This window comes from Paraburkholderia steynii, assembly GCF_900100565.1.
Classification (GTDB): domain Bacteria; phylum Pseudomonadota; class Gammaproteobacteria; order Burkholderiales; family Burkholderiaceae; genus Paraburkholderia; species Paraburkholderia terrae.
Genome location: NZ_FNDI01000009.1, coordinates 69036 through 88915, shown reverse-complemented (window position 1 = coordinate 88915; position 19880 = coordinate 69036). Strand labels below are relative to the sequence as shown.

Genomic DNA, 19880 nt, shown 5'->3' with positions numbered 1-19880 from the left:
AGTCGGCTGTGTCGACGCAAGCGGTTCATTCGATCGCCCGTGTCGACGCAGCCGATGTAGCGTCCGGGCCTGCGTCAGCGGTGGCGAGTTTGCCGCCCGTTTCCGGCATGCATAGCAGGAAGAAAAGAAGCGCAAACCCGGCGACGCCCGACAGCACGATGAAGCTCATGGCAAATCCAAAACGTTCGGCGACGAAGCCGCCCGTCACCTGACTGAGCGCAGCGCCGATTCCCACTGCAAGCGAAGTCGCGCCTTGCGCGACGTTGAAACGCCCCGTGCCCTGCGTGATATCCGATGCAATCACAATTGCGATCACGCCGAAGATGCCTGCAGCAATACCATCGAGCAACTGAATGCCGACGACGGCATACGGGTTTGCGGTCAAACTGAACAGCAGCCCGCGCACGGGAAGAACAGCAAAGGCAACCAGAAAAATCGGCTTGCGGCCGATACCCCTGCGCATGCCGTGCCCGACTGCCATCGCAACGAAAACCATCACGAACTGCGCGGCAATCACGCACGCGCTCAATGCGATCACGTCTGCGCCCGGGTGCGTTTTTGCAAGCAGTTGACCCGCGAGCGGCAACATCGCGGCGTTGCCGAAGTGGAACAGCACGACAGCGACGAGAAAGACCCGCACCGTCTTGCGCTGCCAGAACTCGCGCAAAGGCAGCGGCCTTGCGGGCTGCCCGGCATCGACGTGCTGTTCGCCGCCGCGCGCCGTCTCGTGATCGACTTCATGCGGACGGATCAGCAGCACGGCGGCCGCGCTGCCCAGCGAAAACAGACAGACGAGATAGAACAGCCACATCACGCCGACGAATTGGCCCAGCCCGCCCGCGAGTACGGCAGCGACGAAATTGCCTGCATGGTTGAGGCTCTCGTTGCGGCTCACTCTGGACGGCATGCGTCGATGGCCAACGAGGCCCAGGCTCAGCGCAGCGAGGCACGGCGCAATGACGGCCGACGCGAGCCCGATGGCGATCTGGATGGCCAGCACGGCGCGGAACATCGGAAAGCGCGCGATGAAAAGGCAGCCCGCCGCGACGCACAGCGCCGCCGTTGCCAGAATCAGGCGCTTCGCGCGAACGCTATCGACGAGCAGTCCCGCAGGAACCTGCGCGATTGCCGCAGCCACACCGCTCGCGGCCATCACGATGCCGATCTGTCCGGACGGCCAGTTCTGGTTGCCCTTGAGGAACACGGACAGGAACGGTCCGAGGCCGTCCCTGACGTCCGCCATCAGGAAGCTCAGCGCATCGATGCCGCGCAGGCTGCGTGATGAGGGCATGCGTGTTTCATCGGCGGCCTGCGACGGCGAAGGGCAGGGGGCGGTCATGGATTCATGGCTGCTGTTCTGTAGCGTGGACCGGATGATCCCGCTACAGGACGCAAGGACTATTCCAGATTGACCGCAACGGCGGACACCACCAGGCGTTTCGCGCAAGCGAGGTCCGCTCGGGACATCAGGCGGGCGCTTTCAGATTCTTCAAAGCGGCTACCAGCTCGCTCGGGTCGGGGCGCTTCGTGTAATCCGGGCTCACTTCGGCATAAGCGATCGTGCCATCTTGCGCGATAACGTATCGAGCGGGCATCGGCAGCGTCCAGCTCGGCTCGCCGTTGATGACAGGCAGATCGACATTGAAGCCTTTGTAAGTGTCGATTAGCTCGTCTTGCAGCCGGAAGCGGATTCCAAAGCCATCAGCCGTCTTGCCGCCTTCATCGACGAGGATCGGATAGCTGAGCTTGTTTTGTCGTTGCGATTTCAGGCTGTTCGTCGCGGTTTGCATCGAGATCGAAACCAGGCTCGCACCCAGCGCGCGAATTTCATCCGCGACTTCTTCGATGGCCTGCAGGTCGATGTTGCAATACGGGCACCAGACGCCCCGGTAGAACGTCACGACCAGCGGCCCGTGCGCCAGCATCTCTGCCGACGAGACGACTTCGCCCTCGGCATTGGTCAGCGTGAAAGTCGGTGCGATGTCGCCGACCTTCAGCGAGCGCTCCGCCTGACCCGTTGCGATCAGCTCGGCCGTGGTCCTGTGAAAGACGTCGACGACTGCGGGCGGTGCGACCTTGGTCTCGAAGTTCGACTTGAAGGCATCCAGTTTCTGCTGCAGGTTCATTTCTGACTCCAGTGTTGGCTCGCCGGTGGTGGCGTGAATTCATCATGATTCATTTGCTCGGAGCCGGGTAGAATGTCTGGATGACTATCAATTATTTACCACGTGGATGAATGACAAGTTGTCCGTGTTGCGGCTGTTCACACGCGTCGCGCGTACGTCGAGCTTCACCCGGGCGGGGCGGGAACTCGGCATCAGCCAGCCGTCCGTGTCGAGACAGATCTCCGAACTCGAAGCGGACGTCGGTACGGCGTTGTTCGTCAGGAGCACCCGCGCGGTCAAACTGACGGAAGCGGGCGTCGATTACCTGACGCGCGTCGAAGCGATCCTCGACGCGCTCGAAGAAGCGGATCACGCCGCGCGCGGATCGACGGAACTGCGCGGACGTCTGCGCGTGGCGCTGTCGACGAGCTTTGGCATACGCGAGGTGATTCCGCGTATCGACCGCTTCATGGAGATGCACCCGGCGCTCTACATCGATTTGCTGATGGCGGATGACCGTCAGGATCTGATTACGGAAGGCGTCGATGTCGCGATCCGGTTTGGCGCGCTGCCGGATTCCAGCGCGACGTCGAGACTGCTTGGGCGTTCGCCCCGGCTGCTGGTTGCGGCGCCCGCATATCTGGCGCGCAAGGGCCGTCCGATCGAGCCATCCGAACTGAGCCAGCATGCGTTCGTCACGGGCCCGTCGAGTGCCGCGTCATTGGGATGGACGCTGCGCAAGGACGGGCGTGAAGCGGTTTTTCGGGGAGACGGGCGCATCACATCGACAGTGAATGAAGCCGCCACGGCGGCCGCTGTCGCCGGTTTGGGCATTCTGGTGATCGGTCTGTGGGGATGCCGCAGCGAGATCGCGGATGGCCGGCTCGTGTCGATACTCGAAGACTGGCAACTCGAACCCATTGAAATCCACGCAGTGTTTCCGACGGGCCGTACTGCGCGCCCTGCTGCGCGGGCGTTGATCAGCTTTCTGGTGGAAGAGCTCGCGCCGATTTCGGTGGATGTCGATGCGAGGATGCGGGGACAATAGAGACGCTATAGAAGCTTACGGACGACGGAACCTGGTGCGCGGTATTTCGGCAACGGCCGTGATTTCGATCATCAGATCCGGATGGTAAAGCCGTTCGATCTGGACCGTTGTCGTGACGGGATAGGGCGCTGAGAAAAACTCCGCGCGAATGTCGCCGGTCTTCATGAACGCTTCGATATCCGTTGCGTAGTGGACGAGCGAAATCACGTCGGTCGTGAATCCACCCACCGCGCCGAGAACATCACGGATATTTTCCAGGACCTTGCGCACCTGCGCGCGCATATCGCCGGGACCTACCACGCGTCCATCGACGTCCAGCGAAACTTGGCCTTTCAGATGCACGACTTGACCATCGCCCTGAATGACGGCCATCGAGAACGCACCGAATGGTGACCAGATACCGGGAGGGTTCACTGCATCGACCATGGGGTAGCCTTGTGTTGTCGGAAGCGGGTATCCAGCCCGAGTTCCGTTCAATCGGAGCGCGGCTGGGCGCAAGACTCGCGCACGATCAAGGTTGCCTCGCACTCGACGCTCTGCGTATCGCTTTCGCCATTGAGCTGTGCAATCAGCAGTTCCGCCGTGCGCCTGCCGATCTCCGCACTCGGAACGCGCACGGTCGTGATCGGAATCGGCAGTTCGGCCATCACTTCAAAGTCGTCGAAGCCGATCAGGCTGAGATGGCCAGGCACATCGTAGCCGGCGGCCATTGCCTCCAGCATCGCGCCCGTTGCGAATGACCCGTTGCCGCATACGATCGCTGTCGGCGGTTCGATCGGTGCGGCCATGATCTGGCTGAACAGCCGTCTTCCTTCCTGAACGCCCCAAAAACCTTCGGCCATATGCGCGGGATGAATCGCGATGCCGTGCTCGGCCAGTGCTACGCGCACGCCTTCGCGACGCGCGGCGGCGCGGTCATTGGTATCGGCATTCTGCGCGATCATCGCGATCCGCCGATGGCCGAGGCCAAGCAGATAACGAGTCGCGTCGTAAAACGCGCGATAGTTGTCCACGCCGACGCAGATCGAGCGTTGCTTCGCGGCGAAGGTGAAGGTGCTGACGCACGGCACGTTGCGCTGGTCGAGCAGCGCATAGAGATCCGGGTGATGACCTTCGCCGACCACGGCGATCGCATCGACACCGCGCTCCAGCATCTTGCGAACCTGCCGGTATTCGCGCTGCAGGTCATATTCCGAGCAGCCGAGCAGCAACGTATAGCCCTTTTCTTCCAGTTCGTCCTGCAGGACCTGGATGGCCGTGGCGAAATGCTCGTTGGCGAGCGTCGGCACGACCGCGCCGATCGTGCCCGTTCGCTGCGTCGCGAGCGCGCGCGCGGCGGCATGCGGAACCCAGCCGAGATGATCGATGGCGATCTGTATCCGCTCGCGCACGCTCGGCGACACGACCTCCGGCGAATTGATGAAGCGTGACACAGTGGCCTTCGACACGCACGCCAGTTCCGCGACTTCGCGCAGCGTTGCAGCGCCCGGCCGGACCGCAACGGATGGCGCGGCCGGCTGTTCATGTCGAGTGGGGCGCGCAGCCTTTGCCATATCGTTTGCCTTGGCGATTGCCTTAGAGTTTTCCGCTGCAATTATAACGGCGGCTTCATGGGGCAAACGCATCGGCGCGGCCGCGCGCAGTACACGTCGCGCTTACTTCGATGAAAGCTTCTTTGCCCATTTCATGATGTGACGCCCCGCCGCGACGACTTCGCCGCGCTGATTCACGACCTCCATGTCCGCGGTGCTGCGGCGCTTCTCTTCGTCGATCTCGGCGACCCGGTAGATCACCGTGACGGTATCGCCCAGCAGCACGGGACGAATGAAACGGATGCGGTCGTATCCCGCCGACACGGGGAACTCTTCGAGATCGTTGCGATGGATCACATGCGCAATGCTGATCGTCGAAGCCGTCGACATGTAGCCGACCAGCAGCGCGCCATGTGCGATGCGCGTGCCGATCGACGACTTCTCCTGCATGTACTGCTCGTTGATGTGGGTGTCGCTGAAGTCGCCCGTCAGCCCCGCGAACAGCGTTACGTCGGTTTCGCCAACCGTCTTGGCGAACCTGAATTCCTGTCCGATCTCCACGCCTTTGATGGCCATGCTCAATGCTCCTGAAAAGTGGCGGTCTTGCCGTTCACGCCATTCCGTCAACGTTTTAGACCATGTATGAAACCGGTTACAAATGGGCCGGTTTCATTCAATGTACTCTAAATACACGGTGTTTGTGACCATTTTAGTGGTTTTCCCTGGAGAATGTTAAAACCACTTTGCATCGTGTCTGCAACCGGTTACATTGAATTGGCCGGTGACGTGGTTTCAGTCCGCGTCGTGCCGGCCGGTTCAACTCAACGACGCGGGACACGCAACATGCACATCATTTCAACGACTGAAGCGGCGTCGCTGGTACGCGACGAAGACGCTGTTCTGATCAGCGGCTCGGGCGGCGGGCACTCGGTGCCCGAGGCTTTGCTCGCCGCAGTGGAGGCACGCTTCATGAGCGCGGGCGTACCGCGCAATCTGACGTCGATCAGCGTGGTCGGCGTGGGCGACCGCGCGGCGCTCGGTGCGAGCCACCTTGCGCATGAAGGGCTGCTGCGTCGCGCGATCACGAGCGCGCTCGTCGATTCACCCGGCCTCGTCACGCTCGCTGCCGCCGACAAGATCGAGGCCTACACGTTTCCGCAAGGCGTGCTGTCGCAACTGATGCGCGACATGGCGGGCGGCCGGCCGGGCCTGATCACGAAAACAGGGCTTCACACCTTCGTCGATCCGCGTCAGCAAGGCGCGCGGCAAAGTCCGCGCACGCCCGCAGAGTTCGTCGAGCTGATCGAACTCGACGGCGAAGAATGGCTGCGCTTCAAGCCTGTGCCGATCAACGTCGCATTCCTACGCGGCACGACGGCCGATGAAGACGGCAACATCACGATGGAGCAGGAGGCCGTGCTCGGCGAAATGCTCGCGATGGCGCAAGCGACGCGGCGAGCAGGCGGCATCGTGGTCGTTCAGGTCAAACGGATGGCGACGCGCAATACGCTCCCGCCGAAGCAGGTGAAGATTCCCGGCATCCTCGTCGACTTCGTGGTCGTGGTGCCCGAGCAGCGGCAGACCTATGCGACGGATTACGACCCGAGCTATGCGGGCGAATTGCGCGTGCCGTTGTCGGAGATCAAGCCCTTGCCGTTCGGGCCGCGCAAGGTCATCGTGCGGCGCGCGGCGCTCGAACTCTATCCGGGCGCCGTGTGCAATCTCGGCGCAGGTGTGTCGACGGGGTTGTCGACGGTTGCCGCAGAAGAGGATTTGCTCGACAAGGTGATCCTGACCAACGAACAAGGTCTGATAGGCGGCGCGCCGATTACGGGCCGCGACTCGGGCGGCGCGCAGAACTTTGCCGCGATGATCGAACAGCCGTCACAGTTTGACTTCTATGACGGCGGCGGCCTCGATCTCGCGTTCCTTTCGTTCGCCGAAGTCGACGCACAAGGCAACGTGAATATCAGCCGCTTCGGCGACAAGATCATCGGCGTGGGTGGCTTCATCAACATCAGCCAGAACGCGAAGTGCGTGATCTTCAGCGGCACGTTGACGGCGGGCGGTCTCGACATCGGATGGGAAGCGGGGCAGACGGTCATACGCGAAGAAGGGCGTCACAAGAAGTTCGTGCGCAAGCTCGAACAGGTCTGCTACAACGCGACGTTTGCGCGCGAGCGCGGACAGACCGCGCTGTATGTGACCGAGCGGGCCGTGTTCCGGATCGGCGCGCAAGGGCTCGAATTGATCGAAGTGGCGCCGGGCGTCGATATCGAACGCGACATCTTCGCGCAGATGGAGTTTCGCCCGCAGGTGTCGCCGGATCTCAGGACGATGGACGCGCGTTTGTTCCGTCCCGTACCGCTCGGCATTCACGACGAAGTGGTGGCGCGCGAACGCCGCTTCCGTTCGGCGCGCATCGCGCAGTGGCATGCGGAGACACAGCGATGAACATCGACGGCGCTACCCGGCTGTACGCGATCATCGGTGACCCTGTCGCGCAGGTGCGCTCGCCATCGGTGTACACCGCGCACTTCGCGCGTCACGACATCCATGCCGTGATGTTCGCCGCGCAAGCCAGCCGCGATTCGTTCGATACGGCGATGCGCGGCCTGATGTCACTCGGCAACCTCGACGGCTTGTTGATCACGTCGCCGCACAAGGCCGCCGCGCTCGCGTTCGCCGACCGTCTGTCGACGCGGGCGCAAATCGTCGGCGCGATCAATGCGTTGCGTCGCGAGCCTGATGGAAGCTGGACGGGCGACATGTTCGACGGCGTCGGCTTCGTGAGTGCGGCGCAGAAAGTCATGCCGCTCGGCGCAAAGCGCGTGCTGCTGTTCGGCTGCGGAGGGGCGGGCGCCGCGATTGCCGCAGAGCTGGCAGCGCACGGCGTCCACGCGATTTCGCTCGTCGATCCCGATGCGAATCGGGCGCGGACCTTGCGCGACGCGTTGGCCGGACATTTTCGCAGTTGCGATGTGAGCGTCGGCAATGACGGTGGGAAGTACGACATCGTCATCAACGCTTCCATCATCGGGATGAAGGACGATGACGGCTTGCCTGGCGATCCGGGCGCGATTGGCGCGGGAAGTTTAGTGGGGGACGTCGTGCTGAGGCCACCCGCAACGCCGACTGTGCTCGTAGGACTCGCGCGGGAACGAGGCGCTCACGTGGTCACCGGACACGACATGCACGGCGGCCAGGTCGACGCGATCCTCGAATTCTTCGACAAAGGAGCCCGATGATGTCCCTGCTCGGCAAGGCCGCTGTGCTGATCTGGAACGACGTGATCGAGACGGAGCGCGACGCGTTCTACCGTTGGCATGACAAGGAGCACCTACCTGAGCGTCTCGCGCTGCCGGGTTTCCTGCGCGGCCGCCGCTATCGCGGTAGCGGCGTGACGGAATGGCTGACGCTGTACGAAGCCGCCGACGTCGCCGTGCTGACGAGCCCCGCCTATCTGGCGCGGCTGAACGATCCGACGCCGCTGACGCAGAGCTCGGTGCGGGCATTCCGCAATACGGCGCGTTCGATCTGCGTCGTCGAGAAGACGACGGGCGCGAGTACGGGCGGCCATGCGCTGACCGTGCCGCTGCCTGCCGGCTTCGACGCGCGTCACCTGTTCGAAGGCAAAGCGCCCGCCATCACGGCCGACACGGGTGTGCTGGCCGCGCATCTGTTCGTCGCCGACGACGCGGCCAGCCACCTCGACACGCGCGAAGCGCGAGAGCGCGCATACGTAGTGCCGCCGCGCGTGCTGTTCGTCGAAACCTCGACGCTCGAAGCGGCACGCAAGCAACTCACCCGTCTGCTGGCCGGTATCGATACGGCGCAGCGCGAAGAAGCGGCGGCAGGCGCGGGCGTTTTCACGCTCGAGATCAGCCGTCTCGCGACACTCAACCACTGATTTCAGGAAGCACGATGAAGCTACTCAGATACGGACCCGAAGGACACGAGAAACCCGGGCTGCTCGACGAACAGGGCGCGATTCGCGATGCGTCGTCGCTATGCGCCGATTTCACGCCCGCATTCTTCGCGGACGGCGGAATCGGAAAACTGCGCGGCGCCGACCTGGCGCGTCTTCCTGTCGTCGAGGGCAAGCCGCGCCTCGGTTCGTGCATCGCGCAGCCAGGCAACTTCGTCGCCATCGGGCTCAACTACGTGCAGCACGCAATCGAGACCAACGCGCCGATTCCCGCCGAGCCGATCATCTTCAACAAGGCGCCGTCGTGCCTCTCGGGCCCGAACGATCCTGTCATCCTGCCGCGCGGCTCGACCAAGTGCGACTGGGAAGTGGAGATCGCGCTGGTGATCGGCCGGCGCGCGCTGTATGTGCCGGAAGAAACTGCGCTCGACTACGTGGCGGGCTATTGCGTGTGCAACGACGTGTCGGAACGTGAGATGCAACTCGAGCACGGTGGTCAGTGGGTAAAGGGCAAGATGTTCCCGACTTTCGGCCCGCTCGGTCCGTGGCTCGTGACGCCCGACGAAATCGACGACGTGCAGAATCTCGGCTTGTGGCTCGAACTCAACGGCAAGCGCATCCAGGACTCGTCGACATCGGACATGATCTTCCGCCTTGCGACGATCGTGTCGTACGTCAGCCGTCATGTGTTGCTGCAACCCGGCGACGTGATCACGACGGGCACACCGCCCGGCGTTGGCCTCGGCATGAAGCCGGAGCGTTTCCTGAAGCCGGGCGACGTGATGGAACTCGGTGTGCAAGGGCTCGGCACGCAGAAGCAGACCGTGCTCGCATTCGAAGATTCGGCGCTCGCTTGAGGCGCTGACACGTGCCGGGCATTCGCCTCGTGTGAATGACCCGGCCCGGTACACAATCCAATCCAAGAGACAGGAGACCCTGAATGGACAACCGGACAGGAGGAGGCGTGATGAAAGCCACCGATGCAGCCGCGAATGTTTCGACGACGAAAGCGTTGCCCTGGTACAGGGACATTTCGTGGCCGCAATGGCGCGTTCTGATCGCCGCATGGGGCGTCTGGGTAATGGACGCAGTCGACTTTCTCGCGATCACGTTCGTGCTGAACGACATCGCGAAGCATTTCAACGTGCCGCTCAGCACGGCGTCGCTGTTGCTGTTTGCGACGTATGGCGTGCGCTGGATAGGCGGCTTGATGTTCGGCAGCCTGAGCGACCGTATCGGCCGCAAGATTCCGCTGGTGATCACGCTGGCGTGGTTCACGGCGGGCGCCGTGCTGACGGGACTGTCGTGGAGCTTCGTGTCGCTTGCGGTCTTCCGCCTGCTGCTCGGCTTTGGCATGGCGCCGGGCTTCTCGCTCGGCGCGACGATGGTCGCCGAATCGTGGCCGGAAAAGCACCGGGCGATCGGCATCGGCATTCTCGATACGGGCTGGGGGCTCGGTGCCATCGGCGCGGCGATTGCCTACGATCTCGTCTATCCGCACTTCGGATGGCGCGGCATGTTCTTTGTCGGTGTCATTCCGGCAATCCTGCTCGGCGTGTTCATTCTGCTGTGCGTGCCGGAATCGCAAGCGTTCAGGGCGAGCGGACGAAAGCTCCGCACGCCGTTGCGCGACAATCCGGCCGTCGTGCTGTTCAGGCTCTATCCGCGCCGCGTCGGCTACCTCGCGTTGTTAATGCTCGTGCTGTGCTTCGGCTCATGGCCGTTTCAGGGGCTCTTTCCGACCTATCTGAAGTCGCTTTCATTCGAGCCTTTGACGATCACCTGGCTGACGATGACCTCGGCAGTCGGACAGGTGTTTGGCTTCTTCGCGTCCGGTTTCATCGCGGAACGGCTCGGACGGCGCGCCGGGATCAGTGCGATGCTAGGCGCGGGGGCGGTGTGCGTGGTGGCGCTGGTGTACAGCGTCAACCAGTTCCTGCTTGCAGAATGCTTCGCGTTTTTGAGCGGCTTTTTCCTCGTCGGATCGTCGGGCATCTGGGGAACGATACTGACGGAGAACCTGCCTCGCGACGTACGTGCGTCGGGAGTGGGCTTCCTCTATAACATCGGTGTCGTGGGTGGCGGTATTGCACCGTACATCGTGCTGACGACCGTCAAGGCCGCCAGTATGACGATCGCGCTGGGTATTGCGGTCTTCACCATCGGCGCGGCACTGGCGGCCATCGTGATTCTGCGGTCGGTGCGCGAAACGAAGGGCATGCAGTTGAGCGAAATCGACGCTGGCGGTCATTAGCGGGGCCGACATGGACGCGGCGAACCCGTCACGGGTTCGCCGCGCTGCTTCGACTACAGACTACACCTGCGCCTGCCCACCATCCGCCGTGATCTCCGCGCCATTGATAAAGCTCGAATCGTCGGATGCCAGAAACGTCACCACCTTGGCGATTTCCATCGGATCGGCAAGACGGCCGATAGGCACCAGCGACGTCAGGTAAGACAGCAACCCGTCCTGACCTTCCTTCGTGTCGCCCCCGAGTTCAGCGAGGCCGACAGTCCGGGTCGAGCCCGGGCTCACGACGTTGACGCGAATGCCGCGGTCCTTCAAATCGAGCACCCAACTCCGCGCGAGGCTGCGCACAGCGGCCTTCGAAGCGCCATAGATGCTGAACGCCTGCGTCCCCGTGGACCCTGCGATCGATCCGGTGAGAATGATCGACCCGCCGCGCGACATGAGCGGCAGCGCGCTTTGAACGGTAAAGACCACCGCACGGACATTGCGATTAAAGGTGTCATCGAAATGCTGCTCGGAAATATCACCGAGCGGCGCCAGCGAGCCGCCACCTGCGTTGGCGAAAAGAATGTCGAGACGTCCTTCGCGCTCGCGGATCAATTTCATCAGCGCGTCCAGATCGGCGCTGCGCGTGACGTCGCCCTGAACGCCCGTTGCCGCGTGACCGATTGCGCTCACGGCCGCATCCAGTTCGGCCTGACGGCGGCCCGTGACATAAACCTTCGCGCCTTCGCGTGCGAGATCCTGTGCAGCGGCCAAACCGATTCCGCTCGTGCCGCCCGTCACCAGTGCGATTTTGCCTTCCAGTCGTTTGCTCATGATGTCCTCAAGTGAAATGAATGAATCGATGTGGCAACGATAAGTGTTTCTTCTGTGCCAATAAATAGGCTGTTTGCTAAATCATTATTTATGGATGTGAATAATCGCGATATGATCGACACGGTCAATCAAAGCGTGGAACCGGAATGGACCAGATGCTCGCATTGCGCGTGTTCGTGCGGATCGCTGAATCGGGCGGGTTCGGCAAAGCCGCCGATACCCTGAACATCCCGAGGCCCACCGTCACCAAACTGATCCAGGACCTCGAAACTCACCTGCGGGTCAAGCTGTTTCAGCGCTCCACGCGCAAGGTGACCGTCACCGACGAAGGTCAGGCGTATTACCATCGCGCGCTCAAGGTGCTCGCGGACGTCGACGAAATGGACACGCTTTTTGCCGACTCTAGTGGCACACCGCGAGGGCGTTTGCGGGTTGATATAGGGTCGTCGCTGGCCAATCTGATCCTGTTGCCGCATCTGCCGTTGTTCCGGCAGCGTTATCCGGAGATCCAGCTCGAACTGGGCGTCAGCGACAGGGAAGTCGATCTGATCGGCGAGGGTGTCGACTGCGTGATCCGGGGCGGCGAACTGACGGACACGTCGCTGATTGCGAGGCGTATCGCGAGCCTCGATTGGGGCACGTATGCGGGCACGGGATACATGAGATCGCGCAAACTGCCGCGGCATCCGGAAGAACTGTACGGCGAGCACGACCTGGTCGGGTATTTCTCATCGCGGACGGGCCGCGTTTTCACGATGTTCTTCGAGCGCGGCGACGAGAAAATCCAGATCGACCCGAAGTGTACGCGAGGGGTTTCCGTCAATGAGAGTACCGCGCATCTGACCTCGCTAGTCAGCGGGCTTGGCGTTGGCCAGACGTTCGCGTTCATGGCGCGTTCGGGGCTCGCGAATGGCGATCTCGTTCAGCTTCTTCCTGAATGGAGTCGGCCATTGCATCCTCTACATATCGTGTTTGCGAAGTCGCAACACGACAGCGCGAGGATGCGGGCGTTCGTCGATTGGGCGCTGGAGATTTTCCGGCCGTATGACCGGTTGCATGCGTAGCCCCTTCACAACGCGTCGAACTGGATCGCGTCGCCATTCAAGCTTTAGAAAATCTAAATCATCCGCGACCGACGGGCCTCTATTCTTCGTTTTTTTGAGTTCCTATGCTGATCCGTAATCGACGGACAAGCGAATCGTCCGTTTTTTTCAACGGTTGCTGTCTGGAACGGGGATGCTCATGAAAAAGCCGCTGGTTTGTCTCGCACTATTGCTCGCAGCATTGTCCGTACACGCGAAGGAATTGACCGAACTGAAATTCGGCGTCGATCCTACTTACGCGCCGTTCGAGTCGAAGGCGCCCGACGGCAAGCTCGTCGGCTTCGAAATCGACCTCGGCAATGAGATTTGCCGCCGGCTCCACGCAAAATGCGTATGGGTCGAAACGGCGTTCGACGGCATCATTCCCGCGCTGCAGGGGCGCAAGTTCGACGCGATTCTGTCGGCCATGTCGGTGACGCCGAAACGCGAAACACAAGTGGCATTTTCGACAACCCTGTTCAACACGCCGAGCAGCCTGATCGGACGCGCTGGCGCCGGTCTGCAGCCCTCGGTCGAATCGCTGAAAGGAAAGAACATCGGGGTTGCGCAAGGCTCGACGCAGGAGGCGTACGCGAAAGCATACTGGGCACCCGCCGGCATCAATGTCGTGTCATACGCCAATCAGGAACTTGTCTACACCGATCTGCGCTCGGGGCGGCTCGACGCGACGTTGACGGACATGATCTCCGGCAGCGAGGGCTTTCTGAAGACGCCGCAAGGGCAGGGCTATGCCTTTCTCGGCGGGCCCGTGAACGATGCGAAGACGCTGGGCAAAGGCGCCGCGATTGGTTTGCGCAAAGACGATCCGCAGTTGCGTGAGATGATCAATCAGGCCATTGCCGATATGATCAAGGACGGAACGTATCAGAAGATCGAACGCCGCTACTTCGACTTCGATATTCTGAACGGCTGAGACGATCGAAAACGCGCCTTCTACGGAGACACCATGCTGCAAGACATCGACGCACGCATCGAACGTGTGCTGACGCCGGAACTGATCGCCGATTTTCGCCGCGATGGCGCGGTGTGCATCCGCAAGCTCTTCACGGAAGATGATATTGCGCTGTTGCGCGAAGGGATCGAGCGCAACATCGCGCAGCCGAGTCCGCGCGCGAAGGTCGCGAGCCGTCCCGACGATCCGGGCTGGTTCTTCGAAGACTTCTGCAACTGGCAGGACAATGACGCGTATCGCCGTTTTATTTACGAGTCGGCGGCGCCTGCCGCGGCGGGCGCGCTGATCGGCGGCGAAACCGTGCGGCTTTATCACGACCATTTGCTCGTGAAAGAACCGAACACGCGGCAGCGCACGCCGTGGCATCAGGACCAGCCGTACTACAACATTAGCGGCTCTCAGAACGTCAGCATGTGGATTCCCGTCGATCCCGTTTCGCGCGAATCGACGCTGGAATTCGTGGCCGGCTCGCATCTCGGCCCGTGGCTCATGCCACGCACGTTCATGGACAATGAGGCGAAGTGGTTTCCGGAAGGTAGTCTCGCCGACTTGCCGGATATCGAGTCGAACCGCGCCGCTTATCCGATCATCGGATGGGCCCTCGAACCGGGCGACATGGTGTGCTTCAACATGCTGACCTTGCATGCTTCGGGCGGTGTTGGGGGCAACACGCGGCGGCGCGCGTTTTCGGTCCGGTTCATCGGTGATGACGTTCGTCACGCGCCGCGCCGCTGGCGCACGTCCCCAAATTTCCCCGGCCTGGATGCGCAATTGCCCGAAGGCGCACCGATGGACCATCCGCTTTTTCCGACGCTCTGGCGCGCGAGCGCGAGTTGATGCACGGTGCTTCGTTTCAAGCGACCACGTTCAGCATGCTGTCGTTAAGCTGCTGCTGTTCCTTTCCGCGCGTCACGAGCCAGCGGTGAAAACTGCGGCAATGCGGTTTGTCGAAAGCGTTCGGCTTCCATGTGAGGAAATACGGCCACGGTAGTGACAATCCGAGCGCGAAGGGCATCACGAGACGGCCTGCGGCGAGATCGTCGCAGACCATCGAGCTTTGTGCGAGCACGAAACCGTAACCGTCGATAGCCGCCTGAATCGCGACGCTCGATAGCGAAAACACCTGACGGTTCTCGTTCAGCGTACTGCAATCGACATCGTTGGCAACGAGCCATTCGCGCCACGAAGGCGGCGACGCGAACTTCGGCCGCCAGTCGACCGATATCAACGGATAGCCAAGAATCTCGGCGGGCGAGACGAGCGGTGCGTCCGCTGTGAGCAGTCGTGGACTGCAAACGGGCACCACATAATCGCGGAACAGTTCGACAGAATTATCGACATCTGCAATGCGCTCGCCGTAGCTGATACGAAAGTCGATGTCATATCCATCCGGCGACGGCTCCGTATGCGTGCCGTCCAGATACACGCTGAGGTCGGCGTGCTGGCGCTGCCATTCGAGCATGCGCGGCGCGAGCCATTTCGACAGCAGTGAGGGCAGTGCGCTGACGCTGAGATTGCGCGTGTTCTTCGCGCGTTCGATTTCCGCATGCGCGACACGCAGGCTTTCGAATGCGGCTGCGCAGCTTTCGTGATACTGGCGTCCGATCGACGTCAGGCTCAGCCGCTTGCCGTCCTTTTGCGTGAGGTGCAGTCCGAGCGTGTCTTCGAGCAGCTTGATCTGCTGGCTCACCGCACCAGCGGAGATGCCCAGCCGCTTCGCCGCTTCCGTCACGCCGCCGCACCGGCCTACCGCTTCGAACACCTGCAGCGCGCGCAAAGGGGGAAAGCTGTTCGTCGTCATCGTATGGGTGGGGGGAGGTTCGACGATTTAGAAACTCTAAACGAACAGCCAGAGTTTGACATCTGTTCTTTTATGTTTTGGCTTTTTATCCTGATCGGTAAGTGAATACGAAACCGGATAACGGAGGCAGCGCAATGTTTCTGAGGAATGCATGGTACGTCGCAGCATGGGACGCAGAGGTGACGCACACGCTCATGCCCGTGACGATCCTCGGCGAACCGGTCGTGTTGTATCGCCGCGAGGATGGCACGCCCGTCGCGCTCGAAGATGCGTGCCCGCATCGCAAGCTGCCGCTGTCGATGGGAAAGTTGATCGGTGATCAGGTGGAGTGCGGTTATCACGGCCTGACCTTCGATTGCGAGGGCGCATGCGTGCGCGCGCCAGGCAGCCCGCGCATTCCGCCCGGCGCGAAAGTGCGCAGCTATCCGCTGGCGGAGCGCTACGGCCTGCTGTGGATCTGGATGGGCGATGCCGACGAGGCGGATGCCGCGACGATCGTGCAGATCGACGAATGGGGCGATCCTGCGTGGGGTGTGAATCGCGGCGACGTGATGACGGTGGATTGCCATTACCTTTATGTCACCGACAATCTGCTTGATCCTTCGCATGTCGCGTGGGTGCATCCGTCGTCGTTCGGCAATGCTGCGTGCGAGGCCGAGCCGCTGAAAACCGAGGTCGCCGCGCATGGCGTGACGGTCTCTCGCTGGATGCGTGATGTCGACGTGGCGCCGTTCTATGCGCAGTTCGTCGGCTTCGAAGGGCGGTGCGATCGCAAGCAGCATTACGAAGTGCGCTTCCCGTCGCACGCGATCATCAAGGCGATCTTCACGCCGGCGGGAACGGGTGGCGATGATGCGCCGCCTCATCCCGACGTGTTCCTGATGAACTCGTATAACTTTATGACACCCGTCGACGAATCGCACACACGTTACTACTGGTTCCAGACGCGCAACTTCGCGCCGCAGGATGAACAGGTGTCGCGCCAGTTCGATGCGGACGTGCGTCACGCTTTCGAAGAGGACCGCGTCGTGTTGACGGCCGTCCATCGCGGCATGCAGAACGCCCGCACGCCGAACATCGATCTCGCGATCGACGCTGGACCGCTGCGTTTCAGGCGCGCGCTTGCGCAGATGATCGAACGTGAGCAGCAGGTAACGGTTACACCCGCGCCGGTCTATGTGGTGAACCGGCTGCGCGCGGAGCACTGACATGCGTATCGTGGACGATCCGGCGACGCTGTCTGCGCCGCGCACAGCGTCGGGTTTCAGGCGTTTTCGTGTGACGCGGCGCGCGCAGGAAAGCGCGTCGATCGTTTCGTTCGATCTCGTGCCTGTCGATGGCGAAGCGCTACCTCCGTTCGTAGCGGGGCAATTCATCACGGTGCGTCTGCCTTCGCCGTCAGGCGAGCGATTGTTGCGCACGTATAGCCTCTCCGGTGATCCCGCCAATAACACGCGCTGGCGAATCTCCGTCAAACACGAACAAGGCGGCGAAGCGGTGCCTGCGGGGCGCGGCTCGTCCTATCTTCACGAACGGGTGCAGGTCGGCGACGAACTGGAACTCGCGGGACCTTCGGGTGCCTTCGTTTGCGGTGACGACATGACGCGACCCGTCGTGCTGATGAGCGGCGGTGTCGGCTTGACGCCGCTCGTCAGCATGCTGCACCGCTTGCGCGCGATGGACGGCGCGCACAGTCGCCGTGTGTACTTCATTCATGCCTGCGAGAACGGCGCGGTGCATGCGTTTCGTCATGAGGTCGAGACGGTGGCGGCGGCACATCCGAACGTGCGCGTGCATGTCTGTTATCGGCTTCCTTCGGCGGAAGACCGCGTTTTGAAGCATTTCGACAGCGAAGGGCTGATTTCGCGCGACACGCTGCAAAGCCTGTTGCCGCTCGATGACTACGAAGCCTATCTATGCGGCCCGCCCGCTTTCATGCAGTCGAACTGGAAGCTCTTGCGCAGCCTCGGTATCGCGCGCGAACGCATCCATTACGAGTTCTTCGGTCCGGCGACGGTACTTGAGGAAGATGTGGTCGAGGCGCCTTTAAGCGCGAAACCGCATGCAGCGATTCAGAAAAGCTCAGCCACCACGACGACCATCCGCCTTCACCCGCAAGCCGAACCCGTCGCATGGGACCCAGGTTGCGGTTCCCTGCTGGAGTTCGCCGAGAAACACGGCTATGCGCCCGCATTCAGCTGCCGGATCGGCATTTGCAATACGTGCGTGACAAGTCTGGTGGACGGAAAAGTCGAATACACGGAAGAACCGCTGGAGCCGCCATCGCAAGGTACAGTATTGCTGTGTTGCGCGAAGCCCGCAGGATGCGTTACGTTGGCGCTTTCGGAAGACGCAAACGACGTTTGACTCACCAGAGGCTTTATGAAGATCAGCTTTCCCGTCGATCCCGGTTTCGACACGCTACGCAACCAGTTTCTTGATGCCGCCAAGGCGGCGGGCGCCACCCTCACGACGTACGCCCATCCTCTGAAAGGACCGAATGGCGAAGCGCTCGCGACGGACGTCGCCTGGCTTGGTAATCCCCATGCGTCGCGCGTGTTCATGACACTCTCGGGTACACATGGCGTCGAGGGCTATTTCGGCTCGACGTGTCAGACAGAGTGGCTGCACGAACTCGCAACGCACCCCTTTCCCGACGATGTCGCGGTCCTGATGGTCCATCTGATCAACCCGTGGGGCACGGCGTGGGTCAGGCGCGTGAACGAAGATAACGTCGATCTGAATCGCAACTACGTCGACTTCACGGCTGCGCTGCCCGACAATCCGCGTTACGAAGCGCTGCACGAAATCTATACGTGCCGCGATATCGACGGCCCGCAGCGTCAACATGCCGATGCGCTGCTAGCAAAGCAAATCGACGCGTTGGGGTGGTCGGGGGTACAGGCAATCGTCGGCGCGGGTCAATACCTCCACGCAGACGGTCTGTTCTATGGCGGGCAGCAGCCCACCTGGTCGAACCGTACGCTGCGCGATATCGCAGCGCGTTTCCTCAAGCCCGCTCAGGTTGCGATTGCCTTCGACCTGCATACGGGCGCAGGCGCGTTCGGCCATCCGATGCTGATGTCGATTACACAGTCGGTCTATCCGGGGCTCGCCGATGCGCAGCGCCTCTATGGTCCGTGGCTCTACACGCTGCTCACGCATGCGGACGCAGCCGTGAGCGAGACAGGTGTGGTCGCACGGGCGACGGGCTATACATCGCAGGCGATGCTGGACGCGTTGCCGGATACGCATCTGATGCAACTCGTCATCGAGTGCGGCACCTATCCCGAAGCGCCGATGCACACGGCGCTGCGCGACGACCATTGGCTGCATCTGTACGGGGACCCTCACGATGCGCGAGGACGCGCGATCAGCCGCGCACTGTTCGAATCGTTCATGCCCGCCGATCCCGACTGGCGTGAACTGACGTGGACGCGCACGCGGCAGATCTGGATGCGCGCGCTGGGGGCGCTGCCCGGCATCACGCCGCAGCAACGCTAACGCATCTCAAACGAGTGCCTGGCTCGCAGCCGCAGCGCGGCTGCGCAGCCAGTTGATGCTGGCGAACAGCAACACCGCAAACACGATCAACATCGTCGCGACGGCGAGGATCGACGGATCGATCGAATCGCGGATGCCGCTCCACATCTGTCGCGGCACCGTCGTCTGATCCGGCCCGCCGATGAACAGAATGACGATCACTTCATCGAACGATGTGGCAAAGGCGAACACGCTGCCCGTCGCGACAGCGGGCGCGATCAGCGGCAGCGTCACGCGCCTGAACGCGACCCAGGGCCTGGCACCAAGACCCGATGCGGCGCGCAGCAGAGTCTGATCGAACGACAGCAACGATGCCGTCACGGTGATCACCACAAACGGCGTGCCAAGCGCCGCATGCGCCAGCACGACGCCCGGATATGAATTCACCAGCCCGAGCGGCGCGAAGATCAGATAGAACCCGGCCGCGACAACGACGATAGGAACGATCATCGGCGAAATGATGATCGGCATGATCAGCGAACGCAGCGGAAACTGCGTGCGGCTCAGACCGAGCGCCGCGAGCGTGCCGAGACACGTGGCGATCAGCGTCGAGGCCGCGCCGATGCCAAGGCTGTTCAATAGCGCGCGCTGCCAGTCGCCGCTGGTCAGCGCCTGCTCATACCAGCGCAGCGAAAAGCCCTGCAACGGGTATGAGAAATACGAACCCGAATTGAACGAGAGCGGGATGATCGCGAGAATCGGCGCGATCAGAAAGAACAGCACGAGCGCGGTATGCACCCGCACCCAATGCGTCGCAATGCGCTCCGTCAGCACCTTCTTCCGTTGGTTTTGCATGGC

Annotated in this window: 20 protein-coding genes; 12 read left to right on the top strand and 8 right to left on the bottom strand. The window is 62.0% G+C overall.

Going from position 1 to position 19880, the window contains the following annotated elements:
* Window positions 1-25: 25 nt before the first annotated feature.
* Both BLT65_RS17835 and BLT65_RS17830 read right to left on the bottom strand, forming a co-directional pair.
* Complete coding sequence (locus tag BLT65_RS17835) at window positions 26-1291, bottom strand: MFS transporter (RefSeq protein ID WP_244186516.1); 1266 nt, start codon at window positions 1289-1291, stop codon at window positions 26-28.
* A gap of 175 nt (window positions 1292-1466) precedes the next feature.
* Window positions 1467-2126, bottom strand: a complete 660-nt coding sequence (locus BLT65_RS17830; protein WP_091779538.1) for a peroxiredoxin-like family protein — start codon at window positions 2124-2126, stop codon at window positions 1467-1469.
* A gap of 106 nt (window positions 2127-2232) precedes the next feature.
* Between BLT65_RS17830 and BLT65_RS17825 the strand changes: the two genes are divergently transcribed.
* A complete protein-coding gene (locus BLT65_RS17825) occupies window positions 2233-3153 on the top strand; it encodes a LysR family transcriptional regulator (protein ID WP_091779536.1) in 921 nt (306 codons plus the stop codon).
* A 15-nt stretch (window positions 3154-3168) separates the two neighbouring features.
* Here BLT65_RS17825 and BLT65_RS17820 read toward each other — a convergent pair whose 3' ends face one another.
* The 3 genes from BLT65_RS17820 to BLT65_RS17810 all read right to left on the bottom strand — a co-directional run bounded on the left by BLT65_RS17820 (window position 3169) and on the right by BLT65_RS17810 (window position 5261).
* Window positions 3169-3579, bottom strand: coding sequence for a RidA family protein (locus BLT65_RS17820; protein ID WP_091779535.1), 411 nt, complete (start codon window positions 3577-3579; stop codon window positions 3169-3171).
* A 47-nt stretch (window positions 3580-3626) separates the two neighbouring features.
* The gene (locus tag BLT65_RS17815; RefSeq protein WP_091779533.1) at window positions 3627-4706 is read right to left on the bottom strand and encodes a LacI family DNA-binding transcriptional regulator; all 1080 of its coding nucleotides are present in this window, start codon (window positions 4704-4706) and stop codon (window positions 3627-3629) included.
* Window positions 4707-4808: 102 nt separating this feature from the next.
* Window positions 4809-5261, bottom strand: coding sequence for a MaoC family dehydratase (locus BLT65_RS17810; protein WP_035993333.1), 453 nt, complete (start codon window positions 5259-5261; stop codon window positions 4809-4811).
* Window positions 5262-5528: 267 nt separating this feature from the next.
* On the opposite strand from BLT65_RS17810, the gene BLT65_RS17805 reads away from it, so the two are divergent.
* The 5 genes from BLT65_RS17805 (at window position 5529) to BLT65_RS17785 (ending at window position 10867) form a co-directional block, all read left to right on the top strand.
* Window positions 5529-7139: an acyl CoA:acetate/3-ketoacid CoA transferase gene (locus BLT65_RS17805; protein ID WP_091779531.1), complete on the top strand. Its 1611-nt coding sequence runs from the start codon at window positions 5529-5531 to the stop codon at window positions 7137-7139.
* Window positions 7136-7933 (top strand): shikimate dehydrogenase family protein, encoded by a 798-nt coding sequence (locus BLT65_RS17800; protein ID WP_091779529.1) that lies wholly within the window; start codon window positions 7136-7138, stop codon window positions 7931-7933. Before BLT65_RS17805 ends, BLT65_RS17800 begins: the two co-directional genes overlap by 4 nt.
* Window positions 7930-8595: a hypothetical protein gene (locus BLT65_RS17795; RefSeq protein ID WP_244186515.1), complete on the top strand. Its 666-nt coding sequence runs from the start codon at window positions 7930-7932 to the stop codon at window positions 8593-8595. The genes BLT65_RS17800 and BLT65_RS17795 overlap by 4 nt, the downstream gene beginning before the upstream one ends.
* 14 nt (window positions 8596-8609) lie before the next feature.
* Complete coding sequence (locus tag BLT65_RS17790; RefSeq protein WP_091779525.1) at window positions 8610-9470, top strand: fumarylacetoacetate hydrolase family protein; 861 nt, start codon at window positions 8610-8612, stop codon at window positions 9468-9470.
* An 83-nt stretch (window positions 9471-9553) separates the two neighbouring features.
* Window positions 9554-10867 (top strand): MFS transporter, encoded by a 1314-nt coding sequence (locus BLT65_RS17785; RefSeq protein ID WP_229516509.1) that lies wholly within the window; start codon window positions 9554-9556, stop codon window positions 10865-10867.
* A 60-nt stretch (window positions 10868-10927) separates the two neighbouring features.
* Here BLT65_RS17785 and BLT65_RS17780 read toward each other — a convergent pair whose 3' ends face one another.
* Complete coding sequence (locus tag BLT65_RS17780; protein ID WP_042305222.1) at window positions 10928-11683, bottom strand: SDR family NAD(P)-dependent oxidoreductase; 756 nt, start codon at window positions 11681-11683, stop codon at window positions 10928-10930.
* A 146-nt stretch (window positions 11684-11829) separates the two neighbouring features.
* Between BLT65_RS17780 and BLT65_RS17775 the strand changes: the two genes are divergently transcribed.
* The 3 genes from BLT65_RS17775 to BLT65_RS17765 all read left to right on the top strand — a co-directional run bounded on the left by BLT65_RS17775 (window position 11830) and on the right by BLT65_RS17765 (window position 14575).
* The gene (locus BLT65_RS17775; protein WP_091779521.1) at window positions 11830-12747 is read left to right on the top strand and encodes a LysR family transcriptional regulator; all 918 of its coding nucleotides are present in this window, start codon (window positions 11830-11832) and stop codon (window positions 12745-12747) included.
* 178 nt (window positions 12748-12925) lie between these two features.
* Entirely contained in the window at window positions 12926-13699 is a 774-nt protein-coding gene (locus BLT65_RS17770; protein ID WP_042305355.1) for an ABC transporter substrate-binding protein, read from the top strand.
* Window positions 13700-13732: 33 nt separating this feature from the next.
* The gene (locus BLT65_RS17765; protein WP_091779519.1) at window positions 13733-14575 is read left to right on the top strand and encodes a phytanoyl-CoA dioxygenase family protein; all 843 of its coding nucleotides are present in this window, start codon (window positions 13733-13735) and stop codon (window positions 14573-14575) included.
* A gap of 16 nt (window positions 14576-14591) precedes the next feature.
* On the opposite strand, the gene BLT65_RS17760 is transcribed toward BLT65_RS17765, so the two are convergent.
* Entirely contained in the window at window positions 14592-15539 is a 948-nt protein-coding gene (locus tag BLT65_RS17760) for a LysR substrate-binding domain-containing protein (protein WP_091779517.1), read from the bottom strand.
* A gap of 134 nt (window positions 15540-15673) precedes the next feature.
* Between BLT65_RS17760 and BLT65_RS17755 the strand changes: the two genes are divergently transcribed.
* The 3 genes from BLT65_RS17755 to BLT65_RS17745 are packed head-to-tail and all read left to right on the top strand — an operon-like array spanning window position 15674 to window position 19043.
* Entirely contained in the window at window positions 15674-16747 is a 1074-nt protein-coding gene (locus tag BLT65_RS17755) for an aromatic ring-hydroxylating dioxygenase subunit alpha (protein WP_091779515.1), read from the top strand.
* A gap of 1 nt (window position 16748) precedes the next feature.
* A complete protein-coding gene (locus BLT65_RS17750) occupies window positions 16749-17906 on the top strand; it encodes a 2Fe-2S iron-sulfur cluster-binding protein (protein WP_091779514.1) in 1158 nt (385 codons plus the stop codon).
* 15 nt (window positions 17907-17921) lie between these two features.
* On the top strand, window positions 17922-19043 hold the full coding sequence (locus BLT65_RS17745) for a DUF2817 domain-containing protein (RefSeq protein WP_091779512.1): 1122 nt from the start codon (window positions 17922-17924) through the stop codon (window positions 19041-19043).
* Between the two features lie 6 nt (window positions 19044-19049).
* On the opposite strand, the gene BLT65_RS17740 is transcribed toward BLT65_RS17745, so the two are convergent.
* Complete coding sequence (locus BLT65_RS17740; protein WP_091779511.1) at window positions 19050-19877, bottom strand: ABC transporter permease; 828 nt, start codon at window positions 19875-19877, stop codon at window positions 19050-19052.
* Window positions 19878-19880: the final 3 nt, after the last annotated feature.